Here is a 22,468-nt window from a genome sequence, read left to right on the forward strand (position 1 = left end):
AATTAAAAGTGTTAGTACATGGTAGATCATACTGTTCTTGGTATTGTACTTAATTGCTGGAAACCAAGTACCTTTACAAACACCCCAACTACCCGTAAATTAACTGTCTCCTCTTCTCTCAATGCAATCGGATCAAATGGTTTAGTAGATTTTGGTAACAGCACAATTACTTCATGATGCCAGCCATCCTCAGAAATTATTTTTTTGCTTAAGTATTCTTTGATTGTATAATTGGATCCTGTATCTGAATCTGTGAAATCTGTCAGCTCAACCAATACAATTTTTCCATTTCTGGAACCACCGGTATATTTTTCAAATAAACAGATGGAATTATCAGGAATGATTTTATTCATTGAATCGCCAATGACTCTACAGGCGAAGTAATTATCTGGATTGGAAATATCGCTACCCAAGTCAATGTATTTTATGTCTTCTGCTTTCTGATGCTCTGAAAAGGAACCTGCTGCGATTTTTAAATCGTAAAATGGAATGGTTTGATTATTTGGCGTATCTATAATTTTAACTTCTTTGTCTTTCTGGTTGCTTTTTTGCATTGGAAGATATTGAGCCAGATATTGACGCAGGTTGGAATTGCAGGCATAAACATAAACACCTTTGATTCCCCGCAGGAGAATGGTTTTGTAAATATTAAGAATATACTCCTTAAGTATATTTTCATCAGAGATCGTGTTTTTTCCTGCTTTATCTTTATACCTGTTCTTAAAGATTATTAATTCCTTCTTCTCGTTATCATAATCTAACTCTGGACCAATTATAACTCCGGCATAATTCAAATCATAGCCCTGTGTCGTATGAATACAACCAACCTCATTTATAGAATCGGGTGAATTTATCCAGTCAACTGCAGTGCTGTTCCATTGCAATTTGACTCCGTCGAAATCGATATCGTATTTGCTCTTATCATTTCTGGAGATCCATTCCCAGGCATAACCTGCAATTAATCTTGAAAGACCTTCATTGACCTCTTTAAACCTGATTTTATTCACCAGTTCCCCAAGATTATCAAATAATCTTACATCATACTGGTAAGACTGAAATGGTTTGATTTCAGCTGACTTTCCGTCCATTAAATTATGTATAAATTGCACATAATCAATTCCTCCTTTCGAACGAAACTGCGATTTTAATGTCTCAGTCCTGGTGCGCGGGTCATCTTCAAGTTGGATGAATCGCTCCCTTTGAACGTCTGAAGGTTTAATGGATTGAAAACGATCATAGAAGATGATAGATTTTTTTGATTGCAGTAACACCCAATCTAATTCAGAGGAAGTAGTTTTGTCCAATCCAAATTTTTCTGATGTATCATCAAAGGTTTTAAAATAGGGACCAAGATTCACTCGTCGCCTGAGTCGATGACCTTCATCCACAATTACAAGGTCATATTTTTTATCAGCCAGTGTTGATGGACCGATAACCATTTGTGGAGAGAGACCTTTTATGTTTTTGAATACTTTTGAAATAGTCTTTCTGAAAGAAGCCATTGGGATAACCAGTGCCATTGTAGGATTTCCATACTTATCCTTAACCTTTTCTACCAGCTCAAAAAGTTCCATATCTTCTTCTTCAAAATCGGAGAAATTGAAATCCTCCAGATTCGTTTTGAGAAGTTTAAAAAGAAAAATGGCTAGTATTGATTTGCCAGTCCCGGCTCCTCCATTAATCAGGCTGTTTTTAGCTGTATCATCTAAAAGGCAGGTTAAAATCATTTTTAATCCTGTTATTTGTTCCCATGACAATGCCTTATAGGGTGAATACTTAAACAGGTCGGAATTGTCAATATGGTCAAGAGAATGCCTGGCAATTCCAAGGGCAATTAACTCATGCCATATGTCTTTGAACAAATTCCAGTAGACTTCTTTCTGTTGAAAATAAGTGTGATTAGATATTCCAAGATTTCCATTTTGTAATTCATACTGGCCATCTGCAGAAATGTACCTGATTAAATTAGATTCAACATCCAGGGTGGCAGATTTATTAAAGAGTTCACTGAATATTAGATTGGCCGAGGATAGTTTACTTTTTTTATCGCTTTTAGTATGTGTTTTAAGCCGATTGATGACATCTGTAGTTTCTCCAACATAGGCTTCCTGCGTTTTTTTATCATTCAGGAAATAGACCATTGGCCATGTTAGAAAATTTCGATGATTTTGAATTAAAGTTGATTCAAGATCGGTTGTAGTCTGATATTGATGAATTGAAAAGTCTTTTTTCATCTATAATTCATTATACTTGGTAGCATTTCCTTTAGCCTTTTCGATGGGGTATTTATCTGCGTTTCTCTTGATCTTTTCTGATATTATTTCAAATGGATCCAGGTTGTGCTTATTTGCCAGCAGGAATGCGAATGATAGGATATCTGCGAGTTCTTCTTTTAATTTCGAAACATTCACTTTTTCAGATTCAACCTTATCCTTCCATAGAAACAATTCATTCAATTCAGCGGCTTCAATGGAAATTGCCAGTGCCAGATTTTTTGAATCATGAAATTGTTGCCAATCTCGATCATCCCTGAACTTTAGGAGTTCCACAAGGGTTTGTTGATAGGTTGTATCCATGATAAATAATGTTCTTTGCTCAAATGTAGCCAATGGTTTGGAAATGCAGAATACATTGAAAAAGGAACATTCATACAACGTCAATTTAAATCAAATCATTAAAGCATTGCATTTATGATTCAGGATGCTTATGCTAAGGTCCCCGATATGCTCTCTTACTTTCTTTTAACCTCCTCTTCTCTGGTTCCTTTCAAAGTCTCCTCTATTTCAGATGGCATCCCGAAACCATCCCGAAGAAATGGACAGTCATCCCACCCAACGCTGAAGTCCGTCACAAAAATGATCAGAGCCCGTCACAAATTCAGCATAAAAGGTAAATTTCATCCTTATATTGGATCCAGGCCCCAAGATATGTTTTGAGTTTTACCATCTACTACAACGTTTGCATAACTAATCTTGCCCTCCTCAGTTTTACCCCCTAATTTAATCCTCCAATCAACGCTCTGCTATATGAAATTTGCTACTGCTATCTGCCTGTATGTACTGCTCTCCCTGGCCATAACCCGCCCCGCAAAAGCCCAACCCAAAATAGACGTACCCGCGCAAATAAAACTGGCCGAAGCACAGTACCTCCGCATGCTCGAAGCACATCCTGACCTTACCAAAACACCCCAGTCCCTAAACCCCGACGGCTCCCAGCGCGATATGCCTACCTCCTGGTGGTGCAGCGGCTTCTTCGGCGGCAGCCTCTGGTTCCTATATGAATATACCGGCAGCCAACAGTGGAAAGAAGCTGCCCATAAATGGACCATGGCCGTTGAAAAAGAAAAATTCAATAAAGGCACGCACGATCTTGGTTTTATGCTCTTCTGTCCCTTTGGCAACGGCTACCGCCTCACCAAAAATGAACAGTATAAAAACGTGCTGGTTACCGGCGCCCAATCCCTGGCTTCCCGCTTCGACCCCGCCGTTGGTGTCATCAAATCCTGGAACAAATTCGAACAATACAACTACCCCGTTATCGTCGACAATATGATGAACCTGGAATTCCTTTTCTGGGTAGCCAGACAAACCAAGGATAAGCGCCTTTACGATATCTGTATCAAACACGCCGATGCTACCCTAAAAAATCATTTCCGGCCCGATAACAGCAGTTATCATGTTGTGTGTTATGACCCAACCGGTAAAGTTGAAGCCAAGCTTACCCACCAGGGCTATGCCGATGAATCGCCCTGGGCAAGGGGACAGGCATGGGGCCTCTACGGCTACACCGTCATGTACCGCGAAACAAAACAGAAAAAATACCTCGATCAGGCAAAGAAAATTGCCGCCTTTATATTGCAACATCCCAACCTGCCGGCCGATAAAATTCCTTATTGGGATTTTAATGCACCCGGCATCCCCAACCAAGAACGCGATGCCTCCGCAGCTGCCATCATGGCATCCGCTTTATTGGAACTGGCGGGTTATGTAAAAAAAGAAAAACAAACCTACCTGCAAACCGCAGAACAAATCCTGGTAGCCTTATCCGTTCCAAATTACCGTTTGCAGCTGGGCGAAAAAGGAAACTTCCTCCTGCAACATTCCGTTGGTAATAAACCCGCTAAAAGCGAAATTGATGTGCCCATTATTTACGCCGATTATTATTACCTCGAAGCATTGATCCGATACGATCAGTTATTTAAAAATGGGAACTTGTCAGCAGTGCTTCAATTTTAAATAACAGCGGCCGTATGCTCCGGTCATAATTACTGTTGATGATAAGGGTGTATTCTGTACCATCTGGTAGAAAATAGTGCCGGTATTCGCAACCATAACCTGGAAATCCACCATTGTGGCCTAGAGAAAAAGAGCCATTTGCATAATCAAAACGCATAATCCCAAATCCATACCTGATTTTTCCCAACCCGGGTAAACTGGCCTCCACTGCCTGTTCCAGCATCTCTTTTCGCCTCTTTTCCGGAATTAGTTGATTACCATAAAACGCCTGGTCAAAATGCAGCAGATTGGCCGCTGTTGCATACAGTCCGCCATCTGCTGCTGGAAACGGGGCGCTGGTTGCCGGTTTCCAGGTTTTTCCATCGGATGCTTTAAGATGAGCCGTCGCAATATTTTTATTCCCTGGTGAGGTACGCCGAAATACAAGTCCCTCCATTTTTGCAGGCTTAAGTATAAATTTTTGCAAGGCTTCCTCATAGGATAATCCGGTAACCCTTTCAATAATTTTACCCAGTACAATATAACCTGAATTGGAGTACAGATGTTCCCTGCCAGGCGCTGTGCCGGTACCGGAGCTTTCCTTTACCAGTTGAAATATCGTTTCCGAATTACGGATAGTATCCAGCATTTCCAGATACCGGGGGTGCATCATATAATTTCCCATGCCAGCCGTATGCGTAAGTAATTGTTTTATCGTGATCTCTTTTGAATAGGGGATGCCCGCATCTGGCAGCAATTGATCAATGGTTTGATCCAATCGGAGCTGCCCTTTTTCAATCAACTTTTCTATAATGACGGCTGTAAATAATTTGCCGGTGGATGCAATGCTGAATAAGGAAGATGCGCTTAGTGGAGTGGATGTACTGGCATCACTAAAGCCTGCCGTATGCTGATAAACGATTGTTCCGTTTTTTGCCAGTAATACAGTACCACTAAATTTGTTCTGTTCCAGCAAGGGTGAAACAATACTGTCTATGGAAAGAGGTCGCTGTGCGTCTGTGGTTAGTGGCCGGCTTAATAAGAAAAAAATGGAAGGAATCAGGCAGAGGTACTTCATGTTGCGTTAATAGGTAGTACAATAAATTTAGCCAGATCGGAATTAGTGAGCATACTAATCCGATGTACTACCTATACGGGAGACGAACTACGCCTTACAGCAACGAAAGAATATTAAATTGTCTAGTTCAATGCCTTAATCTGCACCCGCACCTTGGGTGAATAACTGATCGTGCCGTTTTTCTCCACCTGCTTAATGCGGATAAAAACCTGCTTTTGCTCAATGCCGGCGGGTTCTGCCGTTTCTTTTGAACAGGAACTCAAAAAACTAAGGGCAAACAATGCCAGGCCCAGTTTGGGAAGAATAGTTTTCATTGTATAATAGGGGGTTGGGTAAAAAAATTAATAGCCAAGATGCACTTTCTGCTGGTATCGCAGATCGCCGCGTTCTCCTTTGGCTGGTACTATTTCTATGGTTCTGAAATTGATATTATCATCCGATACCTGAATCTCATAACTTTCGGTTTCCTCTGTTTCTGGTGCTGTCCATTCCAGCATATAATTATTGCTTGCCTGAGGTATTGCTTTGAACTTTTCAAACTGAACGGGTAACAAATATAAACAGGGATTATTGGCCGTCGGATTCATATAGGCGCCACCCCAGTTGGCAGTGGTAGCCGCACCAGTATAATAAACACCGATGGCATTACTGCTGGTCAACGCATGACCCGACCAGGTACTACTCCGCCCATTGGTATAAGTTTGAGAAACCACCACAAATCCATTTCCACTAAAGAGATTACCGTTCTGAATATTCAGGGTACGCGTGCGAACTTCACCACAACCACTGAAGGCAATATTTCCTCCATTTACTCTGGTGGTTTGTGTTACCTCCAATAATCCGGCAATACTGTTATTTCCATTGAAAGTGGCATTATTGGCTCGTAGAATGCCTCCATCCAAAATGGAAAGACCCCCTCCGTTTGTTAAGAAATTTCCTCCCACTTCCACCACGCCATCATTCCCAATTTCTACCAGATTGCTCGATTGTGTAAAGTTGCCGGAAACAGTTACCGTACCATCCGTCACCCGAAGGGTGGATCCGGCAGTATTTAATAACAAGGCGCCATTTACAATTAAAGAAGCACCGGCTTCCAGCGTAATGCTGCCATTGGCCGATAAACCACCCGACTGAATAGTAAGAGTGGCATTTTCCTCAATCACCAGATGCCCGCCGGCAAAATTGGTACTTCCGGTAAAACGAACATTATTCCCGGCTGCAATGGTCATGGTCTGGTTCCAGCCCGTATTGGGATGAATCCCGCTATAAAGTGTCTGGTTACCGGAATACCAGGCTGCAAATGCTGCGGATAGTAGAAAAATAGCTAAAAGGGTTACGGACAGCTTTTTCATGCTACCCTAACGGTTTACACTTAGGCTTAGTATATGGAAACCCTTAAAAAAATAAAGAATTGACTTAAATCAATGTTTTAACGGTAAAATCAGGCTCCTAACCAGGTTTTGAAAGCCGTTGCCCGCTCCCGGCTCACCAGTATTTCTTCAAGAGATGGAATTTTTAATTCAAGTTTCACTTTCCCTTTAAACCAGGGATGAATCGTTTGAATGGAGCTGATATTTAGTATGGTTTGCCGGTTTATTCTAAAAAATTCAGCCGGATTCAGCATGTTTTCCAGCTCATCCAGGCTGTATTCAAGTATATATTTTTTGTTTGAATGGGTGAACAGGAAATTTACCTTATTCAGGGCATGTAAATAGGCAATTTCCTGCGTCAGAATCATTTGCAGCTGCTGGCCCTGTTTAACCAAAAACCGGGTTCTATAGGGCTGAGCTGCCTGAAGCTGGTGCAGCAGCTGATTGATTTGCTCACCCGAATGCTGACCATATACCTGCCTGAACTTGGTAAGTGCGGCTTTCAACTCAACCGGATCAATGGGTTTCAGCAAATAATCCACACTGTTCAGCTTAAATGCCTTCAACGTAAACTCATCATAAGCCGTGGTAAAAATGATCGGCGATGATATCTGTATCTGGTCAAATAATTCAAAACATTGTCCGTCTCCCAATTCAATATCCATCAGTATCAGATCCGGTGCCGCATTATTTTGCAAATACTGAAGAGTAGAAGCCACGCTGTTGGTTCGTCCTGCAACCACGGCTTCCGGCTCCACCTCCCGCAGCAGCCGAATCAGTTGATTCGCCAGCAGGTTTTCATCTTCTACTATCAGTAATTGCATCACTCGCTGTTTTTAGTAAGGGGATCGAAACCTGAAACACATCAGCCGTTTCATGAATAATAACCGGACCCTGATGCAGCAACTCGTATTTTTTACGAATATTGGCCAGTCCTATTTTCTCCGATCCAATAATCAGTGTTTTGGCCTGCCGGTTATTGACCATGATCAGGTTATCTGCTTCATCTGAATAAAGCTTTACCAATAAGGGCTGATTCGGTAAAATACTATTGTGTTTGATAACATTTTCCATCAACACCTGTAAGGTTAACGGGGGTAAATAATAAGACAGGTATTCTTCTGCAATCCGGATCTCCAATTCTATGCCCGATTCAAACCTGGTCTTCAATAAATGAAAATAGTGCTGAATAAAATTAAGCTCCATTGATAAAGGCACCAGATGCTGCTCATTTGCTTTTAACACATACCTGTATACAGAGGAAAGCTCCCGCACAAATTCAACCGCCCTTTCCTGATTATCCATTATCAGTGATGCCAGTGATCCCAGATTATTAAACAGAAAATGCGGATTGATCTGCGCTTTCAATGATTCCAGTTGCGTTATCAGCGCTGTTCTTTTGAGTTCTTCTTTTTCTTCAAATGCCTGTTTCCATTCCCGGAAAAAAAACTGTCCCTCATAAATTCCAACTACAATAATCACATATAGTAAAGCAATCAAAATATTATACAAATACCCTTCCGGTGGAAAAATATAACCCCAGAATAAGGTCTGGTCATACAACCAGATATTCAGGTAGCGAACAAATATGGTAACCACAATACAACCCAGAAAAATGCCGGTTATCCGCTTCGGCCATTGTTCTGCTTTCGGAAATCGGTTATGAAAATAAAGCAATACAAGCCGATTGGTTTCCCAAAGCAGCACTGCTTCAACCAGGCTGATCAGGAAAACCTCCCAATACCCGAATTGCTCTTCCTGATAATGCTGCTCATTGAAAAATATGATATGCGACGTGAAGGCGATGAGTGGAATCCCCACCAGCCGCACCCAGCCATCTCTCAAACGATAACTAATTTTCATTCGCTTTGTTCCGTTAATTTATTTCATTGCAGCAATTATTCCAATTGTATGATGCATTACCGGATCTTTTTTCTTCAACAGGTCCTGAATGGTTGGCTGAACAATAAAATCTGGAAGCACACCTCTTCCTCCTACAGGTTTTGTATTCATGTAAAAAGAACCCAGTGGTATTCCCAGTTGAAGTTTTGAAGCAGGAAGGGTCAGAATTGCAAATACGCCGCTGTTATTGACATATCCATCCCCACCGCTTTCCTCCCCAAGTATAATTGCCCGCTTATGGTATTTTACCATCGCTGCAAATTCTGAACTTACCGAAAAGCTGCCACCATTCAGGAGCAGGTAAACAGTTCCTTTAAAACGATTCGGCTGTGCCGGTTTTTCTTTCAGATAAGCCTGTAAGGGCCAATAAAATTTCCCCTCCTTTTCCAGGATCATAGCACGTGCCTGTTTATAAAAAGGAGGCAGCCAGGCATGCTGCTCAAAGCTGAAACTGTCTTTTCTGGCTACCTCAATCCGATCATAATAACGGAAACCGGAATCTGTCAGATAGGAGTATAAATAGCCTCCCCAGTCCTCTATTCCTCCCTCGTTGTTTCTCAAATCAATTACCAGGTTTTTGGTTGATTTTTCTTTTAGTTGTACGAATACACTATCTGCAAATTTTTCAAAATCAAACACTGCTCTTTCGGCCATAAAACTACGGATAACCAGTACGGCTACATCATCTTTCCATTGCAGTTCGAAAGGAAGGACCGCCGCCTGCTGCGCTGCTATTATCCGGCTGGAGGAAATACCTTCCAGATAAGTGTTTTTGCCCTTTTTCCCCTCTTTATAATGCAGTTTGTAACGGGCGCTTGTTCCAATAAAACCTGCATAGAGCGAATTGAAATGCTTATTCAGGGTGGTATTGATACTTGTTTCCACCCATCCGTCAACCGTTATTGCAGGAATCAGTTGTTTTCTGATTTCAGCTATCGAAACACCGTTTATATGCGTGATGGCAGTTCCCGGTTTTATCCGGTTGCTTCCACCATAATCTTCCACTACATAGGCTTTGTCATTCTCAAAATAGAGTTGCAGGGGAAAGGCCTGTTCTGTGGGGTACAGAAACTTCCCTTCCTGGTAGTTGGACGGTAAGAGCTTTGTATGTCCACACCGGATCTTACTGATCAGCGGAAAAAGACGTACATAAAATTCTTTTTCCGTTAAACTGTCTTTAATGCTCTCCTGAATGGATCGGAGTGTTTGCTCATAACTGGCTTTATCCAAATAACGAAAAAGGCCGGGATGTGCCTCCTGTAATGCCTGGTTCACCAATATCAGGTCCTCTTTCAGTTGAGCAGCACTGAATTTCCTGCTTTCCTGTGAGTAAACGGATTGAAAATTGAATAGCAGCAGTACTGCCAGTAGCCGGAATAAAATCATAGTATAGGTTTATTGTTCAAAATTGCTTTTCCGGTTCCTGCCGGCCTAGCTATTTCTGCCGAACCTGTGTTTCGGCTTACTGAATTGATTATTTCGAAGGATGAAAGAATGCAGGAGTAAAGAAGAATAATAAAAGTATTATGATACTTTTATTAAAAATAGCCATAACTTTGCTCTATTCTATTTAAAAACTAATCAACATGGAAACTATTCGTTCCGCCAGTCCCTGGGCCGGCATGAGTCTGGGTGAAATTGCAACTGCCGACCTGCGCAAAGCCCAGGTGTTAAAAAAATTCGGTCTTGATTTCTGCTGCGGAGGAAAAAAATCGTTGCTCACCGCCTGCGCAGAAAAAGGAATTGATTCCGATCAATTGCTGCAGGAACTGGAAGCTGCACAGCAATCAGCAGCAACCGGAGTTCCGAATTTTAAAGACTGGACACCCGCTTTACTGGTGGATTATATCATTCAAATGCACCATGCATATGTACTAAAAACATTACCGGATCTGCTCTACTATGCAGGCAAAGTAGCGAAAGTGCATGGTCAGGAGCATCCTGAATTACTGGATATTCAGCAGCTTGTTATGATGATTAATGAAGAAATGCGTGATCACATGCAGAAAGAAGAAGGGGTATTGTTTCCTTATATCAAAAACCCTGTTCAGCAACCCTTCTTTGGCACCGTAAACAATCCGATTGCCATGATGGAGCAGGAGCATGAGCAGGTAGGTGATGCCCTGGCCAGAATCAGAGTGCTGACCAACAACTATAGTATTCCCGAGGGAGCTTGCGGATCCTACCAGTTCTATTTCCGGTTATTGGAAGAATTTGAAAATGATTTGCATATCCATGTTCACCTCGAAAATAATATCCTATTCCCTAAAGCAAAGGCTTTGGAAAAAATGCAGCAGTTTTGATGCATGCTAAGCATTACGTGTAAAACCGGAATCCGGGCTGCTATCTTTCTGGCAAGCCGGATAAATGCCGGGGAAAAATACAATATCCAGGAGATTGCAGCAGTGGTGGATGGGAATGAACATACACTGGGAAAACTGCTGCAAACCCTGGTGAAAGCCAATGTCATCAGTAGTGCAAAAGGACCAAGTGGTGGTTTTTTTATAACGGAAGAGCAGGTACTCCAACCTCTGTTGTACATAGTACTGGCACTGGATGGTGATGAGCTTTTCCATGCATGTGGCCTTGGTTTAAGCCAGTGTTCTGCAACCAAGCCCTGCCCGCTTCATGCCGCTTATGCGCAGGTGCGTGATCAGTTGGAATTATTGTTCAGAAATACCAGCATTCTGGATATCAGTAAAGATGTTTCGAAAGGTGCTGCCTTTCTTTCTTAACTTGTTGCCGGAATAAAAATGGCAGATTGGATTCAATTACACATATAGCCCTGGGCGCCTGTATAGGGGAAGCTTTTCTGGGAAAAAAAATCGGTAAAAAAGCCCTGCTCTGGGGGGCACTGGCGCAAAGTGTTCCGGATATCGATTTTATAGCCGGTTTTTGGATGCCTTTATCAGAGGAATTACTGGCACACCGGGGCTTTACCCATTCCCTTTTGTTTATACTGGTATTAACGCCCTTGCTTGCAATGACTGCCAATCGACTGCACCGCGAACTTCGGATTCCCCTGAACTATTGGATGCTGTTTTTTGGAACTGAAATGCTGGTCCATATTTTCCTGGATGGATTCAATAATTACGGAACGGGATGGCTGGAGCCTTTCAGTCACCACCGGTTTTCTTTCAACACCATTTACGTGGCAGATCCCTTCTTCTCCTTCTGGCCGGGTTTGGCGGCTCTTGTATTGGTGCTCATTCCCATTATGAGTCCAAAAAGAAGATTTTGGTTACGATTGGGAATTATGCTTCCCGGGATTTATCTCGGCTATGCCAGTTTGAACAAGCTCAAAATTGACAGCGATGCAAGGGGCATATTACAGGATAGGAATATTTCCTATACCCGCTATTTTACCACACCGGCTCCGCTGAATAACTGGTTATGGTATATTGTTGCAGGGGATGACAATGGATATCATGTAGGCTTTCGCTCCCTCTTTGATAAAAAGAACAGCATCCATTTTGAATATTTTCCCCGAAACAGTGAATTGCTTGATTCCCTTACCGAACATAAAGATCTTCACCAACTCATCCGGTTTTCACAGGAATTTTATACGGTAGAAAAATACGGCGACAGTCTGGTATTCAATGACCTTCGCTTTGGACAAATTATTGGCTGGAAGGATCCCCGCGAAAAATTTGTATTTCATTATTATCTGCAACATCCGGAAAGTAATGAACTGGTTGTTCAGCGGGGTCGTTTTGCCAAATGGGATAAAGAAATAGCCCTTGCTTTGTTAAGAAGGGCTATTGGTAAAGATTTGGTGGAATAGGATTAGGAAGAAAATTCTTCCACTTTATCCTTCATTCCGTCAACCCGCTCGCGAATGGTATTTCGCATGCCGGCCAGTTTATTTTTCCCCTCGTTCATTTTTTCTTTTAATGAATCGGATAGTTTTTTACTTCCGTCGGCAATTTTCTGTCTGGTGGCCTCCCCCTTGTCAGGTGCAAAGAGCACTCCCAAAACTCCGCCTATTACTACGCCGGTTGCCAATGCTGTCAAAATTTTGTTTGTGTTTGTCATAACAAATGGTTGTAAATGAATCAATCTTGTTTCTTTATAAAGTTACCAAATACAATGCCAGCAATAACTGTCTATTTCCGTTCTTTTTTCTCTTTTTTCCTGAAATAACCCTTTAACAAAAAGTTATGGCGCAGTGCTTCCATATTTTCATTAAAACGCGCAGTGCTTTGTTCAATATTATTCAAACTTCTGTGCAAACTACCCGTCATGCTGGTATCAGATAATACTGCATTGGCCGGACCTTTTCCCTGTTTGATTTCCACCTGCACATGTTGCAGAATTTCGTTCACTCTGGTGGTTAGTTCTTCCGTTTGCCTGCTGGTATTTTCCAACTGTTCCATGGTAATGCTGAGCTGCCTGCTGATGGTGGTATCATATACCAGTTTATTGGCCAATCCGTCTCCCTGCTTCAATTCATGAATGAATTCACCTAATTCACCGGTTAGATCCTGTGTGTTAGCAGATGCTTTCTGAATATTCAGCAGGCTTGATTTAATAGCATCTGAAAGGCTTGAATCTTCCAGAATTCTCCAAAGTGTACTGCTGTTGTTTATTCTTGTAATGGTCTTTACCAATTCATTCGATAAAAGCAAAGCGTTCTGATTCGTTTCGGACAGGGTCTCCAGCATGGCCTCCGTGTCAGTTGTTCTTTTTGCCTGTAAGCGATCTCCATCCTGTATGGGATTACCAGTTCCCGATCCGGGTAATATGTTCACCACCTTATTCCCAATCACACCTTCTGTTCCAATAGAGGCTATGGAGTTATTTAGAATATGGGCGGCTGTTTTTTTATCAAGCAATAATTGAAATTCTATGATAGTATCATTGATCAGCTTTACTGATTTCACTGTGCCGGCATGGATTCCTGCATACCGGACATTATTGCCCGGAACAACACCTCCCGCATTTCTGAAATAGGCGTTCACCTGAATGGAAGATCTGAACAGTTGTTTATTACGCCCAATAAAATAGAGTGTTAGCACCAGAAAAGCGATGCCGCTTACCGTAAATAGTCCCAGTTTGATCAGGTTGGTTTTCTTATTTGCCATAACGCTTGCTAACTTATTCAAAATAGGGTTGAATAACCGGGTCATCAGAACCTTTCAGTTCATCAAAACTACCTTCTTTGTAAGCAACACCATCAATCAGGAGAATCATCCGATCCGATGTTCGCTGGATACAGTTCATGTCATGTGAAATGATAATGGACGAGGTATTGTACTTTTTCTGAAGATGGTTCATCAATTCACTTATTTCTTTAGAGGTGATGGGGTCAAGCCCGGTAGTAGGTTCATCGTATAAAATTATTTCCGGTTGAAGAATTAGTGTGCGGGCCAGTGCAATCCGTTTTCTCATGCCTCCTGAAAGCTCAGCAGGCATTTTATTAACGGTATCTGCCAGCCCAACATTTTCGAGCGCTTCCATTACCAGTTCATGGGCCTTTGTATTGTTTACTTCCATCCAGTGCCGGCGCAACGGAAACTCCAGGTTTTCACGCACCGTCATGGAATCATACAGCGCATTGGATTGAAATAAAAACCCGATTTTAACCCGAAGATGATCCAGCTCATCCTGGTTTAATGATTGGATGGATTGTCCCAATACGGTTATTTCTCCCTCATCGGGATAGAGCAATCCAATTATACATTTTATCAAGACGGATTTTCCACTGCCTGATTTTCCCAATACTGCCAGGTTTTCTCCCTTTTTTAATGCCAGATTGAAACCGTTCAAAACCTTATTGCTTCCAAAGCTCTTGTATAAATTACGGATGAGTAAAACAACCTCTTTATTTTCATTTCCGTTCATAGCAGGCAGCATTAATTTAGTCCGAGTAAATCAGTTACCTGAACCGCAATCAAATCAAGAATAAAAACCAGCAGACTTCCAACTACCACGGCACTATTGGCGCTTTTGCCCACCCCTTCTGTACCCTTGCTGGAATTGAATCCTTTGAAACAACCAATGATGCCCACAGCAAATCCGAAAAAATAAGACTTCACAAAAGCAGGCACAACATCCCCAAAACTCAGGTTGTCAAAAACCTGGGTAAAATACAAGTGAAAACTGGTGGTTGATTTTATGTTCACCCCGAGGTAGGCACCATAAAGAGAAATGGCATCTCCCAATAAAACCAGAATAGGTAACATTAATGTAGTAGCCAATACTCTGGTAACCACCAGGTATTTGAATGGATTGGTACCACTTACTTCCATCGCATCAATTTGTTCGGTTACTTTCATACTGCCCAGCTCGGCACCGATACTGCTTCCGATTTTTCCTGCAAAAATGAGCGCTGTAATAACCGGACCAATTTCCCGGATAATGGCGATTCCCACCATCGCAGGCAGTTCGCTTTCCACGCCATAATCAATCAGAGAAGGGCGTAATTGCATGGTCAGAACAAGTCCCATGATAAAGCCGGTTAATCCTACAAGGGGGAGTGATTTATATCCGATTATATAACACTGATTCAGAAAGGCATTCCATTCGTACCGGGGACGAAAAGCTTCCCGGAAGAAGCGGGAAGTGAATGCAGTGATGGCCCCTGCTTCTTCAATAAACCGGTGGGTGTTGGGTGGCAATTTCATATTTGGAAGAACCAATAAGGTACAAAACTTATCGAATAAAGCCCGGCAAATCCTTGAACAGTGCAGCATCGGCGGGAGTGAGCAGGAGGTCTTTTATACCAAGTAAAATTGATTTTTTTGCCGTGTACAATTCCCTGTTATAATTGATAAGGGTGGCTAATTCTGTATCAGTGACCAGGCTGGTTCGGTTTTTCCCATAGAGTTCGGTTACTGATGCATGGTATTGCTCTGCCAGACTGTTGAAAATCGCCAGAAATTGTTTGCCATCTGCCTTTTCTTCTCCCGCTAAAAAAGGGGTAACCTGCATTAGAAATTTCGTCATTCGATCCTTGCTTAACTCATAATAACCGAATTTGAAGTCATTGGAAGAGTTCCTAAGTTGTTCAGCATCCAATAAGGCATCTTTCAAGCTTTTCGCTCCATACATTCCATTTCTCAATGCGGCCAGCAATTGATCCAGTAATTCGGTTTGATCAAGATCAGTTATACTGGCCTGTAATCGTACATAATATTGTTGGATATCGCCATGAAGGTCTTTCAGGTAAACGTATTGTTCTTCCGGTGTTTTCTGTACATGAACGGGCTGCCAACTGGTTGGCTTGAATTCCCAATTGGTAATCCCTAATCCATTCAGGCTATATCGTACCAAATGAAACATGAAATGACGGACTTCTTCCTGCGTGGCCTGCAAAGCGAGGTCTGGTTCATTTATGGAAACCTTGTGAATAAAACTGGTATCCTCCTGATTTTGGGTGAACCTGTTTTGCAGGAATTTTCCAAATACCTTAAGGAAAGGAAAGAACAGAAGGATGCCCAGCAGATTCACCATAGTTTGGAAGGAAGCAAGTGCGGTGAGATCATCCGTTATTGAAAGTGGTCCCTGTATAAAATGCAGCAAGGGCCGGATGGTAAAAAAAGCTAAAATGGATGAGATGGTATTAAAAAGAAAATTTCCCAGTGCTACTCTTTTTTTATCGGGCAATTTGCCTTGGGCTAAGATCAATAATTTGGTAGTGGTTCCAATTTCAGCACCCAGTACAATTGCTGCGGCAGCATGCAAATCAATTCCGCCTGCATGCAGCACTGCAAGAGTCAATGCAATGGTGGCAGAACTGGCCTGTACAATGGAAGTGATCACCGCTCCGAGAAGCAGAAATAGAATGGCAGGGTAGCGGTTAAACTGATCCAGATTGATTTTTTCAATAGAAGCTTCCACGCCAGTTTGCATGAAATGGAGTCCCAATAATAAAAATCCAAATCCCAACAGAAATTGCACCCAGGAATAAAACCGGTTTTGGGAGGAAAGAATGGTCCAGATTAATCCCGCAATTCCGGTTAATGGCCAGGCCAGCTCTTCAATATTTAGTTTGAAACCAACTACGGCAATGATCCAGCTGGTAAAAGTGGTACCCAGATTGGAACCCAGCATCAGGGCCAGGGCATTTTCCATTTGTAATACCTTCGCACCAACAAATGCGAGCACCATGATATTGACGATGGAACTGCTTTGTAAGAGGGCTGTAACCAGTGCGCCACCCAGTATTCCTTTGAATTTATTACTGGTTTGCTTTTTAAGAAAGAGTTTAAACGATCTGCCTGCAATTCTTTTCAGCGCTTCTTCCAGGAAACGCATTCCGATAATAAAAATGGAAATGCCGGCCAATAATTCCCAGACCTGATTCATACGCATCATTAATAGGACGGTTTAAATGTACTATATTAACAGTAGGATGGCACGAAATATTCCCCTGAAAGGCTATACCAGCAGAAACCGGGTAGAATTGTTACGCGGAGGGAAAGCTTATTTTACAAATTTGATTGAACTGATTGATCAGGCCCTGGTATCTGTTCATTTCCAGATGTATATTCTGGATGAAGACGATACCGGACTGGAAGTGCTGGAACATCTATGTATGGCTGCAGAACGTGGTGTAACCGTTTATTTTCTGGTAGATGGTTATGCATCGCAGCACCTGACCAATAAACGCATAAAAGAAATTAGAGCACGCGGCGTTCATTTCCGTTGGTTTGAACCCCTTCTTCGTTCAAAGTATTTTTATTTTGGCAGAAGACTGCATCAAAAAGTTTGTGTGGTGGATGCTGCCTATGCATTGGTGGGGGGAGTGAATGTCAGTAACCGGTACAATGATATGCCCGGACAATCGGCCTGGCTGGATTGGGCCATTCGTGTGGAAGGAGAAACCCCGGAAAAATTATACCAGGTATGTCTGGAATTATGGAATAAATCGGGCTGGGGTAAATCGAAGGAGTTGAAATTTATATTACCTCACCGTCGGTTACCGTATCCTGATACCAAATGTCTGGTCAGGGTTCGAAGGCAGGACTGGGTTCGATTCAGAACGGAAATTTCCAATAGTTATTTACGAATGATGCAGGATGCGAAGGAAGAAGTATTTATGCTTTCCAGTTATTTTCTTCCCGGCCGGCAAATGCGGAAAGCCATGGGTGCTGCTGTGAAAAGAGGAGTGAAGATTTATGTAATTGCGGCAGGCAAATCAGACGTGGTAATGGCCAAGCAGGCAGAACGATATCTGTACAGATGGTTGTTGAAAAATCAGGTTCATCTCTACGAATATCAATCGAATGTTTTGCACGGAAAAATCAGTTGCTCAGATGGGAAATGGGCAACGGTTGGTTCTTTCAATATAAATTTTATTAGTGCCTATGCAAGTATTGAACTCAACCTGGAAGTGCTGGATGAAAACTTTGCCGGTGAGATTAAAAAACAATTTCTTGAAATCATTGATAAGGAGTCCATTTCATTGACGGAAAAAGAAAACCTGCAACAATACGGAATTGCAGCAAGAGCCTGGCAGAAAATCTGTTATACTTCGATCCGTTTATTATTTGTGCTCTTTACCTTTTATTATAAACAGCGCAGAAAATAAAATCAACGTTCACATTGGTCGTCTATGCAGCGGCGTGGACGAAAAAATCCGGTTATAAAAATGATGCCACCAAAAATAAACAGGGGCCACGCATCTTTGTAGAAAAATGCGATACCGGAAAATAATCCGCCTAAACCAAAACGAAGAATACGATGGAACAATACGGGATTTATTTTTTCAAGCATTGGATATTGTTTTAGAATGAATAATTAAGAATAAGATTATAATTCGACATGTTGACTTTATTGATCAGTTGTTTTGGTGAATAATTGTTGGATCCCAATGCCGCTTTATGTACATATAGAAATTGAATGTCCATACCATTCAGCAATTGCTGAAATTCGTATTTCCAGCTAAGGTTTAGTTGGCGATAAGCCGGCATCGCATATTTATTGAATCTCACTTCTTCTACTGAAGGAAGGTAATAATGGCCATATCCCAAAAATAACCTGCTCTTCCATTTTTCCAGTTTGTAATTGACTTTAACGGAGAGGGCATCCAGATCAGCATATCCATCGTTTCGCTCTCTTTGTAAAAAAGTATAAAATGGATCCTTGCCCCATTCGCGTGGCATTAGGTAACGACCGTCTTTGGTAATTCTGGTATAATTGAGGGAAGCATTCCATTTTGAGCGATCAATACCCAGGCTGCTGCCCCATACCAGGGATTTGCCCCCTTTTTCGAAATAGGTATGGTCCGAATCTTCATTGCCTCCCTTATTGATGGCATCCTGTCGAATCAATTGCAATCCTGCTGTAAGGGTGGTAGTTGAACTAAGGGGCTGCCGAAGATCTGCCTGAAGCAAGGTGGAGTTAAAGATATTCTCCACCAACTGATTCCAAACCTGGATGTTTAACCGGCCGTTTATTTTTTGTTCTATTCCTGTTATCAGTACTCCTTTACTGTGTAATTTATTTTGATAGTTGGCTGGTTTGCCTTCCGTTGTTTGTCCCATTGGATACACCCCAATGGATTCCCCAATGGAGAACCAGCGAACGGTACTGCGCGGTGAAATCTGCCAAAGGAAAGCAGTCTGAATCCGGGTTGATTTTGTGGGCTTCCATTTTAGTTGCAGACCATCTATGCCGGTTGCCCGCATTCTTCCATCCTGTTGATTGATAAAGGGCATTTCCGGCAATAGTTTTCCCAATGTGATGTTGAGCGATTTATGTTGATACTGGATATACAATTCTTCCAGTCGGTTGATATCGTTTTTGTTCAAGGGGTCTTGGATGTCGAAGAGGCCGATTTCATATCGGTTAAAGGCATTGGTAATTGAATCCGGTTTGGCGAGATTGGAAGAAGCCAGGTTGTAAATAAAATAGCCACCCAATCCGATGGAAAAACCATGAAAGGGAGCCGATTTATAACGCAGGCCGCCTCCGATAGCAGTTGCCGCATAATCAGTAAGTCCGCTTGTATTATCCGTTGCCATACTGAATAGCCGCGCATGGCCATGGATGCTTCCTTTTTTTAAAGCATGCAATAGTGAAAGCGTATCCTTCGTGCTGGAAGGTTCGGGCAGATCCTGTGCATACAGGATAGGGGAGAAAGCGGATAAAATAAATAACAACAGTATTCGGTTCATTCCTTCTTTGTGAAGAACAAAACTGCACAATCAGGGAAAGAAAAAATGTGATAACTATCACTGACGGAAAAGCGGGTGGAACAAAAAAGGGCTAATTTTGTTAAAATAGAAAAAACCGATGGGAATACTCCGACAAATTGGTGAATATTTATACATCCGGAAAAAAGATCCGAATGCACCACGTACCAAGTGGATGGGTTATATGCATGGAATCAACCGGATCTCCATCTTTATGTTCCTGGCCGCATTGATTTTTCTGTTCATCAAATTGGTGATTCTAAAAAAATAGGATGAAGTATTACATCATCGCAGGGGAGGCCAGCGGCGACCTGCACGGAAGCAATCTGATCAGAGAATTAAAAAATCGGGACACTGCCGCAGAGATTCGTTTCTGGGGTGGAGATTTGATGAAAGCAGCAGGTGGTACCCTGGTAAAGCATTATTCCGAGCTGGCCTTTATGGGTTTTGTGGAAGTGGTTGCCAATTTGCGTACCATTTTGAGGAACCTCGATTTTTGCAAACAGGATATCCGGCAATTCAAGCCGGATTTGTTGATTTTTATTGATTATCCGGGTTTCAATTTACGCGTGGCTTCCTGGGCAAAACGCGAGGGCTTTAAAACAGTGTATTATATATCACCCCAGGTTTGGGCCTGGAAAGAAAACAGGGTAAAAACAATTAAGGAATCCATCGATAAGATGCTGGTGATCCTTCCATTTGAACTGGAGTTCTATAAAAAATGGAACTATCCGGTTACCTATGTGGGGCATCCGCTTGCTGAAGTAATAAGCCGGTTTAAAGAAGAGCATGCGTCCATTCAGCGAAATCCCCGTCTCATTGCCTTATTACCCGGAAGCCGCAAACAGGAGATTTTGAAAAAATTGCCGGTTATGCTGGCAACGAGTCGTTTCTTTCCGGATTACTCCTTTGTGGTGGCAAAAGCACCGGGAGTAAGCGATGATTTTTATTCGCCCCTATTGGCTGGATTTCCGAATGTAAGTACCACTTCCAATGCAACTTATGAAGTGCTGATGCAGGCAACGGCTGCACTGGTTACTTCCGGAACTGCAACGCTTGAAACAGCGCTCTTTGGTGTTCCTGAAGTGGTTTGTTACAAGGGCAATAAAATTTCTTATCTGATCGCCAAACGCCTTATAAAAGTGAAATACATTTCACTGGTGAATCTGATTATGGACCGACTGGTAGTGAAAGAAATGATTCAGGATGATATGAATCCGGAAAATTTAAAGTCGGAGTTGAATGAATTGCTCCACAACACCGACTACCGCAATCGGATTCTGGAAGATTATGGGCAATTGAATGCTTTGTTGCAAAAAGGCGGCAATGCATCAGCGCAGGCAGCAGATGAAATCTGGAACTGGTTGCAGCAGACCGGAGCCTGATCCTTATGCAATAAGTTTTACAAGCAGCACTAGTACACCATAAATCAGGGTAGATACAAAGATGCCTTTGGCTGTTTTATCTCTTCGGCTATTGATATAAACCGTGAATAGAATGGCATTTGCGATTAGGGAAATACTGCTTACACCGGTTAACAGTGATTTTAACTGACTGAGGTATTTCAGGTATTCTGAAAAACTCACGTGCCTGGGCATGAATACGATCAGATAATACAATAGTATTCCGATTAGAGGAGCAATAAATCCGAGCAGGATGCCGAGTTGCAGACTATCTTTTTTTAGCATTGAGATTCCAGCTTTTTTCGAGTTTGGTTTTTAAAACGTAATTGGTGAGGTCAAATTGTACCGGCACCACACTTACATAATTATTTTCAAGGGCCCATACATCGGTATCACGACCTTTGTCGAAGTTCTGGAATTCACCGGTTAGCCAGTAATAGCGGCGTCCATGCGGATCCTGCCGTTCCAGAAAATCTTCCTGATATTTTGCATAGGCCTGCCGGCAGATTTTCATTCCTTTTATCTGATCAAAGGGAAGGGCAGGAATATTAACATTCAACACCAGATGTTTGTCCATTTTTTTACGCAGCACCATTTCGGTGAGTGTGCGTGCATATTGGGCAGCTGCAGAAAAATCAGCTTCAATGCTATAATCCAGCAGGGAGAATCCGATCGAAGGAATACTTTCGATAGCAGCTTCCACAGCGGCCGACATAGTGCCGGAATAAATTACATTGATGGAATGATTGGCGCCGTGGTTGATGCCACTAAGACAAATATCAGGTTTGCGGTGCAGCACTTTATCCACCGCCAGTTTTACACAATCCACGGGGGTGCCGGTACAACTATACGCTTCAATCCCTTCATATAGTTGAATAGGCTGCAGCCGGATGGGCGAGCCGATGGTGATGGCATGTCCCATTCCTGATTGCGGTTTATCCGGTGCAACCACTACAATTTTTCCCAAACCCCTTACGGCTTCCACGAGGTTCTGGATTCCCGGTGCGGTAACTCCATCATCATTGGTTACCAGTATGATGGGTTCTTCTTTCTTTGCTTTTGTAGCCATAGGCCGCAAGGTAAGAAAAGGGAGACAAAGGAGAAAAAGGGGGAAAGGGGGACAAAGGAGAAAAGGGGGAAGAGGAGACAAGGGAGAAAAAGGGGGAAAGGGGGACAAAGGAGAAAAGGGGGAAGAGGAGACAAGGGAGAAAAAGGGGAAGAGGATGAAGAGTAGGAAAGAATAAGAAGAGTAGGAAGTAGAGTGTTGGAGATAGAGGAGCAAATTCACTTGTTCACCATTCACTTATTCACCTTTCACCTCTCACCTTTCACATTTTGTCAATATGAAATTTTTTGGCAG

The 22,468-nt window shown here is 42.3% G+C and carries 24 protein-coding genes; 7 read left to right on the forward strand and 17 right to left on the reverse strand.

Annotated features, from left to right (window positions below; all coding sequences use genetic code 11):
* Positions 1-26 precede the first annotated feature (26 nt).
* Together B2746_RS08860 and B2746_RS08865 are read right to left on the reverse strand one after the other, a co-directional pair.
* Entirely contained in the window at positions 27-2,234 is a 2,208-nt protein-coding gene (locus B2746_RS08860; protein WP_290792492.1) for a DNA/RNA helicase domain-containing protein, read from the reverse strand.
* Positions 2,235-2,576 (reverse strand): nucleotide pyrophosphohydrolase, encoded by a 342-nt coding sequence (locus B2746_RS08865; protein WP_290792493.1) that lies wholly within the window; start codon positions 2,574-2,576, stop codon positions 2,235-2,237.
* Between the two features lie 450 nt (positions 2,577-3,026).
* Here B2746_RS08865 and B2746_RS08870 point away from each other — a divergent pair, with 450 nt between their 5' ends.
* Entirely contained in the window at positions 3,027-4,235 is a 1,209-nt protein-coding gene (locus B2746_RS08870; RefSeq protein ID WP_290792494.1) for a glycoside hydrolase family 88 protein, read from the forward strand.
* Here B2746_RS08870 and B2746_RS08875 read toward each other — a convergent pair.
* The 6 genes from B2746_RS08875 to B2746_RS08900 form a co-directional block, all read right to left on the reverse strand.
* Positions 4,198-5,292: a serine hydrolase domain-containing protein gene (locus B2746_RS08875; RefSeq protein ID WP_290792495.1), complete on the reverse strand. Its 1,095-nt coding sequence runs from the start codon at positions 5,290-5,292 to the stop codon at positions 4,198-4,200. The genes B2746_RS08870 and B2746_RS08875 overlap by 38 nt on opposite strands.
* Before the next feature lie 122 nt (positions 5,293-5,414).
* Positions 5,415-5,606 (reverse strand): hypothetical protein, encoded by a 192-nt coding sequence (locus B2746_RS08880; protein ID WP_290792496.1) that lies wholly within the window; start codon positions 5,604-5,606, stop codon positions 5,415-5,417.
* Between the two features lie 27 nt (positions 5,607-5,633).
* Positions 5,634-6,644 carry a polymer-forming cytoskeletal protein gene (locus tag B2746_RS08885; protein WP_290792497.1) on the reverse strand — a complete coding sequence of 337 codons (1,011 nt, stop codon included), beginning with the start codon at positions 6,642-6,644 and terminating at the stop codon, positions 5,634-5,636.
* A gap of 89 nt (positions 6,645-6,733) precedes the next feature.
* Entirely contained in the window at positions 6,734-7,486 is a 753-nt protein-coding gene (locus tag B2746_RS08890) for a LytR/AlgR family response regulator transcription factor (RefSeq protein WP_290792498.1), read from the reverse strand.
* Complete coding sequence (locus B2746_RS08895) at positions 7,461-8,525, reverse strand: sensor histidine kinase (RefSeq protein ID WP_290792499.1); 1,065 nt, start codon at positions 8,523-8,525, stop codon at positions 7,461-7,463. The genes B2746_RS08890 and B2746_RS08895 overlap by 26 nt, the downstream gene beginning before the upstream one ends.
* A gap of 18 nt (positions 8,526-8,543) precedes the next feature.
* Complete coding sequence (locus tag B2746_RS08900) at positions 8,544-9,950, reverse strand: S41 family peptidase (protein WP_290792500.1); 1,407 nt, start codon at positions 9,948-9,950, stop codon at positions 8,544-8,546.
* Positions 9,951-10,150: 200 nt separating this feature from the next.
* On the opposite strand from B2746_RS08900, the gene ric reads away from it, so the two are divergent.
* From ric to B2746_RS08915, 3 genes are read left to right on the forward strand one after another with little or no spacing between them, the layout of a single operon-like run.
* Entirely contained in the window at positions 10,151-10,867 is a 717-nt protein-coding gene (gene ric / locus B2746_RS08905; protein WP_290792501.1) for an iron-sulfur cluster repair di-iron protein, read from the forward strand.
* Positions 10,868-10,870: 3 nt separating this feature from the next.
* A complete protein-coding gene (locus B2746_RS08910) occupies positions 10,871-11,299 on the forward strand; it encodes an RrF2 family transcriptional regulator (RefSeq protein ID WP_290792502.1) in 429 nt (142 codons plus the stop codon).
* Positions 11,300-11,325: 26 nt separating this feature from the next.
* Positions 11,326-12,348 (forward strand): metal-dependent hydrolase, encoded by a 1,023-nt coding sequence (locus B2746_RS08915; protein ID WP_290792503.1) that lies wholly within the window; start codon positions 11,326-11,328, stop codon positions 12,346-12,348.
* Between the two features lie 2 nt (positions 12,349-12,350).
* On the opposite strand, the gene B2746_RS08920 is transcribed toward B2746_RS08915, so the two are convergent.
* The 5 genes from B2746_RS08920 to B2746_RS08940 all read right to left on the reverse strand — a co-directional run bounded on the left by B2746_RS08920 (position 12,351) and on the right by B2746_RS08940 (position 16,883).
* Complete coding sequence (locus B2746_RS08920) at positions 12,351-12,599, reverse strand: YtxH domain-containing protein (RefSeq protein WP_290792504.1); 249 nt, start codon at positions 12,597-12,599, stop codon at positions 12,351-12,353.
* A gap of 71 nt (positions 12,600-12,670) precedes the next feature.
* Entirely contained in the window at positions 12,671-13,648 is a 978-nt protein-coding gene (locus B2746_RS08925; protein WP_290792505.1) for an MlaD family protein, read from the reverse strand.
* 13 nt (positions 13,649-13,661) lie between these two features.
* Positions 13,662-14,408, reverse strand: a complete 747-nt coding sequence (locus B2746_RS08930) for an ABC transporter ATP-binding protein (protein ID WP_290792506.1) — start codon at positions 14,406-14,408, stop codon at positions 13,662-13,664.
* An 11-nt stretch (positions 14,409-14,419) separates the two neighbouring features.
* Positions 14,420-15,190, reverse strand: a complete 771-nt coding sequence (locus B2746_RS08935) for an MlaE family ABC transporter permease (RefSeq protein WP_290792507.1) — start codon at positions 15,188-15,190, stop codon at positions 14,420-14,422.
* A 28-nt stretch (positions 15,191-15,218) separates the two neighbouring features.
* Positions 15,219-16,883 carry a Na/Pi cotransporter family protein gene (locus tag B2746_RS08940; protein WP_290792508.1) on the reverse strand — a complete coding sequence of 555 codons (1,665 nt, stop codon included), beginning with the start codon at positions 16,881-16,883 and terminating at the stop codon, positions 15,219-15,221.
* 37 nt (positions 16,884-16,920) lie between these two features.
* Between B2746_RS08940 and B2746_RS08945 the strand changes: the two genes are divergently transcribed.
* Positions 16,921-18,099 carry a phospholipase D-like domain-containing protein gene (locus B2746_RS08945; protein ID WP_290792509.1) on the forward strand — a complete coding sequence of 393 codons (1,179 nt, stop codon included), beginning with the start codon at positions 16,921-16,923 and terminating at the stop codon, positions 18,097-18,099.
* Between the two features lie 2 nt (positions 18,100-18,101).
* Here B2746_RS08945 and B2746_RS08950 read toward each other — a convergent pair whose 3' ends face one another.
* Together B2746_RS08950 and B2746_RS08955 are read right to left on the reverse strand one after the other, a co-directional pair.
* Entirely contained in the window at positions 18,102-18,284 is a 183-nt protein-coding gene (locus B2746_RS08950; protein WP_290792510.1) for a hypothetical protein, read from the reverse strand.
* A gap of 11 nt (positions 18,285-18,295) precedes the next feature.
* On the reverse strand, positions 18,296-19,687 hold the full coding sequence (locus B2746_RS08955) for an OprD family outer membrane porin (protein WP_290792511.1): 1,392 nt from the start codon (positions 19,685-19,687) through the stop codon (positions 18,296-18,298).
* 118 nt (positions 19,688-19,805) lie between these two features.
* On the opposite strand from B2746_RS08955, the gene B2746_RS08960 reads away from it, so the two are divergent.
* Both B2746_RS08960 and lpxB read left to right on the forward strand, forming a co-directional pair.
* Entirely contained in the window at positions 19,806-19,976 is a 171-nt protein-coding gene (locus tag B2746_RS08960) for a DUF6728 family protein (protein WP_290792512.1), read from the forward strand.
* Position 19,977: 1 nt separating this feature from the next.
* Entirely contained in the window at positions 19,978-21,090 is a 1,113-nt protein-coding gene (gene lpxB, locus B2746_RS08965) for a lipid-A-disaccharide synthase (protein WP_290792513.1), read from the forward strand.
* Between the two features lie 3 nt (positions 21,091-21,093).
* On the opposite strand, the gene B2746_RS08970 is transcribed toward lpxB, so the two are convergent.
* Both B2746_RS08970 and surE read right to left on the reverse strand, forming a co-directional pair.
* Positions 21,094-21,393 (reverse strand): hypothetical protein, encoded by a 300-nt coding sequence (locus B2746_RS08970; protein ID WP_290792514.1) that lies wholly within the window; start codon positions 21,391-21,393, stop codon positions 21,094-21,096.
* On the reverse strand, positions 21,377-22,177 hold the full coding sequence (surE, locus tag B2746_RS08975; RefSeq protein WP_290792515.1) for a 5'/3'-nucleotidase SurE: 801 nt from the start codon (positions 22,175-22,177) through the stop codon (positions 21,377-21,379). Before surE ends, B2746_RS08970 begins: the two co-directional genes overlap by 17 nt.
* Between the last annotated feature and the right edge of the window lie 291 nt (positions 22,178-22,468).

The organism is Flavihumibacter sp. UBA7668 (assembly GCF_002483205.1).
GTDB lineage: Bacteria > Bacteroidota > Bacteroidia > Chitinophagales > Chitinophagaceae > Flavihumibacter.

Bases quoted from the DNA above. Each gene is read 5' to 3' on its own strand.
- B2746_RS08860 (WP_290792492.1), bottom strand. From the start codon at position 2,234: ATGAAAAAAGACTTTTCAATTCATCAATATCAGACTACAACCGATCTT.
- B2746_RS08865 (WP_290792493.1), bottom strand. From the start codon at position 2,576: ATGGATACAACCTATCAACAAACCCTTGTGGAACTCCTAAAGTTCAGG.
- B2746_RS08870 (WP_290792494.1), top strand. From the start codon at position 3,027: ATGAAATTTGCTACTGCTATCTGCCTGTATGTACTGCTCTCCCTGGCC.
- B2746_RS08875 (WP_290792495.1), bottom strand. From the start codon at position 5,292: ATGAAGTACCTCTGCCTGATTCCTTCCATTTTTTTCTTATTAAGCCGG.
- B2746_RS08880 (WP_290792496.1), bottom strand. From the start codon at position 5,606: ATGAAAACTATTCTTCCCAAACTGGGCCTGGCATTGTTTGCCCTTAGT.
- B2746_RS08885 (WP_290792497.1), bottom strand. From the start codon at position 6,644: ATGAAAAAGCTGTCCGTAACCCTTTTAGCTATTTTTCTACTATCCGCA.
- B2746_RS08890 (WP_290792498.1), bottom strand. From the start codon at position 7,486: ATGCAATTACTGATAGTAGAAGATGAAAACCTGCTGGCGAATCAACTG.
- B2746_RS08895 (WP_290792499.1), bottom strand. From the start codon at position 8,525: ATGAAAATTAGTTATCGTTTGAGAGATGGCTGGGTGCGGCTGGTGGGG.
- B2746_RS08900 (WP_290792500.1), bottom strand. From the start codon at position 9,950: ATGATTTTATTCCGGCTACTGGCAGTACTGCTGCTATTCAATTTTCAA.
- ric (WP_290792501.1), top strand. From the start codon at position 10,151: ATGGAAACTATTCGTTCCGCCAGTCCCTGGGCCGGCATGAGTCTGGGT.
- B2746_RS08910 (WP_290792502.1), top strand. From the start codon at position 10,871: ATGCTAAGCATTACGTGTAAAACCGGAATCCGGGCTGCTATCTTTCTG.
- B2746_RS08920 (WP_290792504.1), bottom strand. From the start codon at position 12,599: ATGACAAACACAAACAAAATTTTGACAGCATTGGCAACCGGCGTAGTA.
- B2746_RS08925 (WP_290792505.1), bottom strand. From the start codon at position 13,648: ATGGCAAATAAGAAAACCAACCTGATCAAACTGGGACTATTTACGGTA.
- B2746_RS08930 (WP_290792506.1), bottom strand. From the start codon at position 14,408: ATGAACGGAAATGAAAATAAAGAGGTTGTTTTACTCATCCGTAATTTA.
- B2746_RS08935 (WP_290792507.1), bottom strand. From the start codon at position 15,190: ATGAAATTGCCACCCAACACCCACCGGTTTATTGAAGAAGCAGGGGCC.
- B2746_RS08940 (WP_290792508.1), bottom strand. From the start codon at position 16,883: ATGATGCGTATGAATCAGGTCTGGGAATTATTGGCCGGCATTTCCATT.
- B2746_RS08945 (WP_290792509.1), top strand. From the start codon at position 16,921: ATGGCACGAAATATTCCCCTGAAAGGCTATACCAGCAGAAACCGGGTA.
- B2746_RS08950 (WP_290792510.1), bottom strand. From the start codon at position 18,284: ATGCTTGAAAAAATAAATCCCGTATTGTTCCATCGTATTCTTCGTTTT.
- B2746_RS08955 (WP_290792511.1), bottom strand. From the start codon at position 19,687: ATGAACCGAATACTGTTGTTATTTATTTTATCCGCTTTCTCCCCTATC.
- B2746_RS08960 (WP_290792512.1), top strand. From the start codon at position 19,806: ATGGGAATACTCCGACAAATTGGTGAATATTTATACATCCGGAAAAAA.
- lpxB (WP_290792513.1), top strand. From the start codon at position 19,978: ATGAAGTATTACATCATCGCAGGGGAGGCCAGCGGCGACCTGCACGGA.
- B2746_RS08970 (WP_290792514.1), bottom strand. From the start codon at position 21,393: ATGCTAAAAAAAGATAGTCTGCAACTCGGCATCCTGCTCGGATTTATT.
- surE (WP_290792515.1), bottom strand. From the start codon at position 22,177: ATGGCTACAAAAGCAAAGAAAGAAGAACCCATCATACTGGTAACCAAT.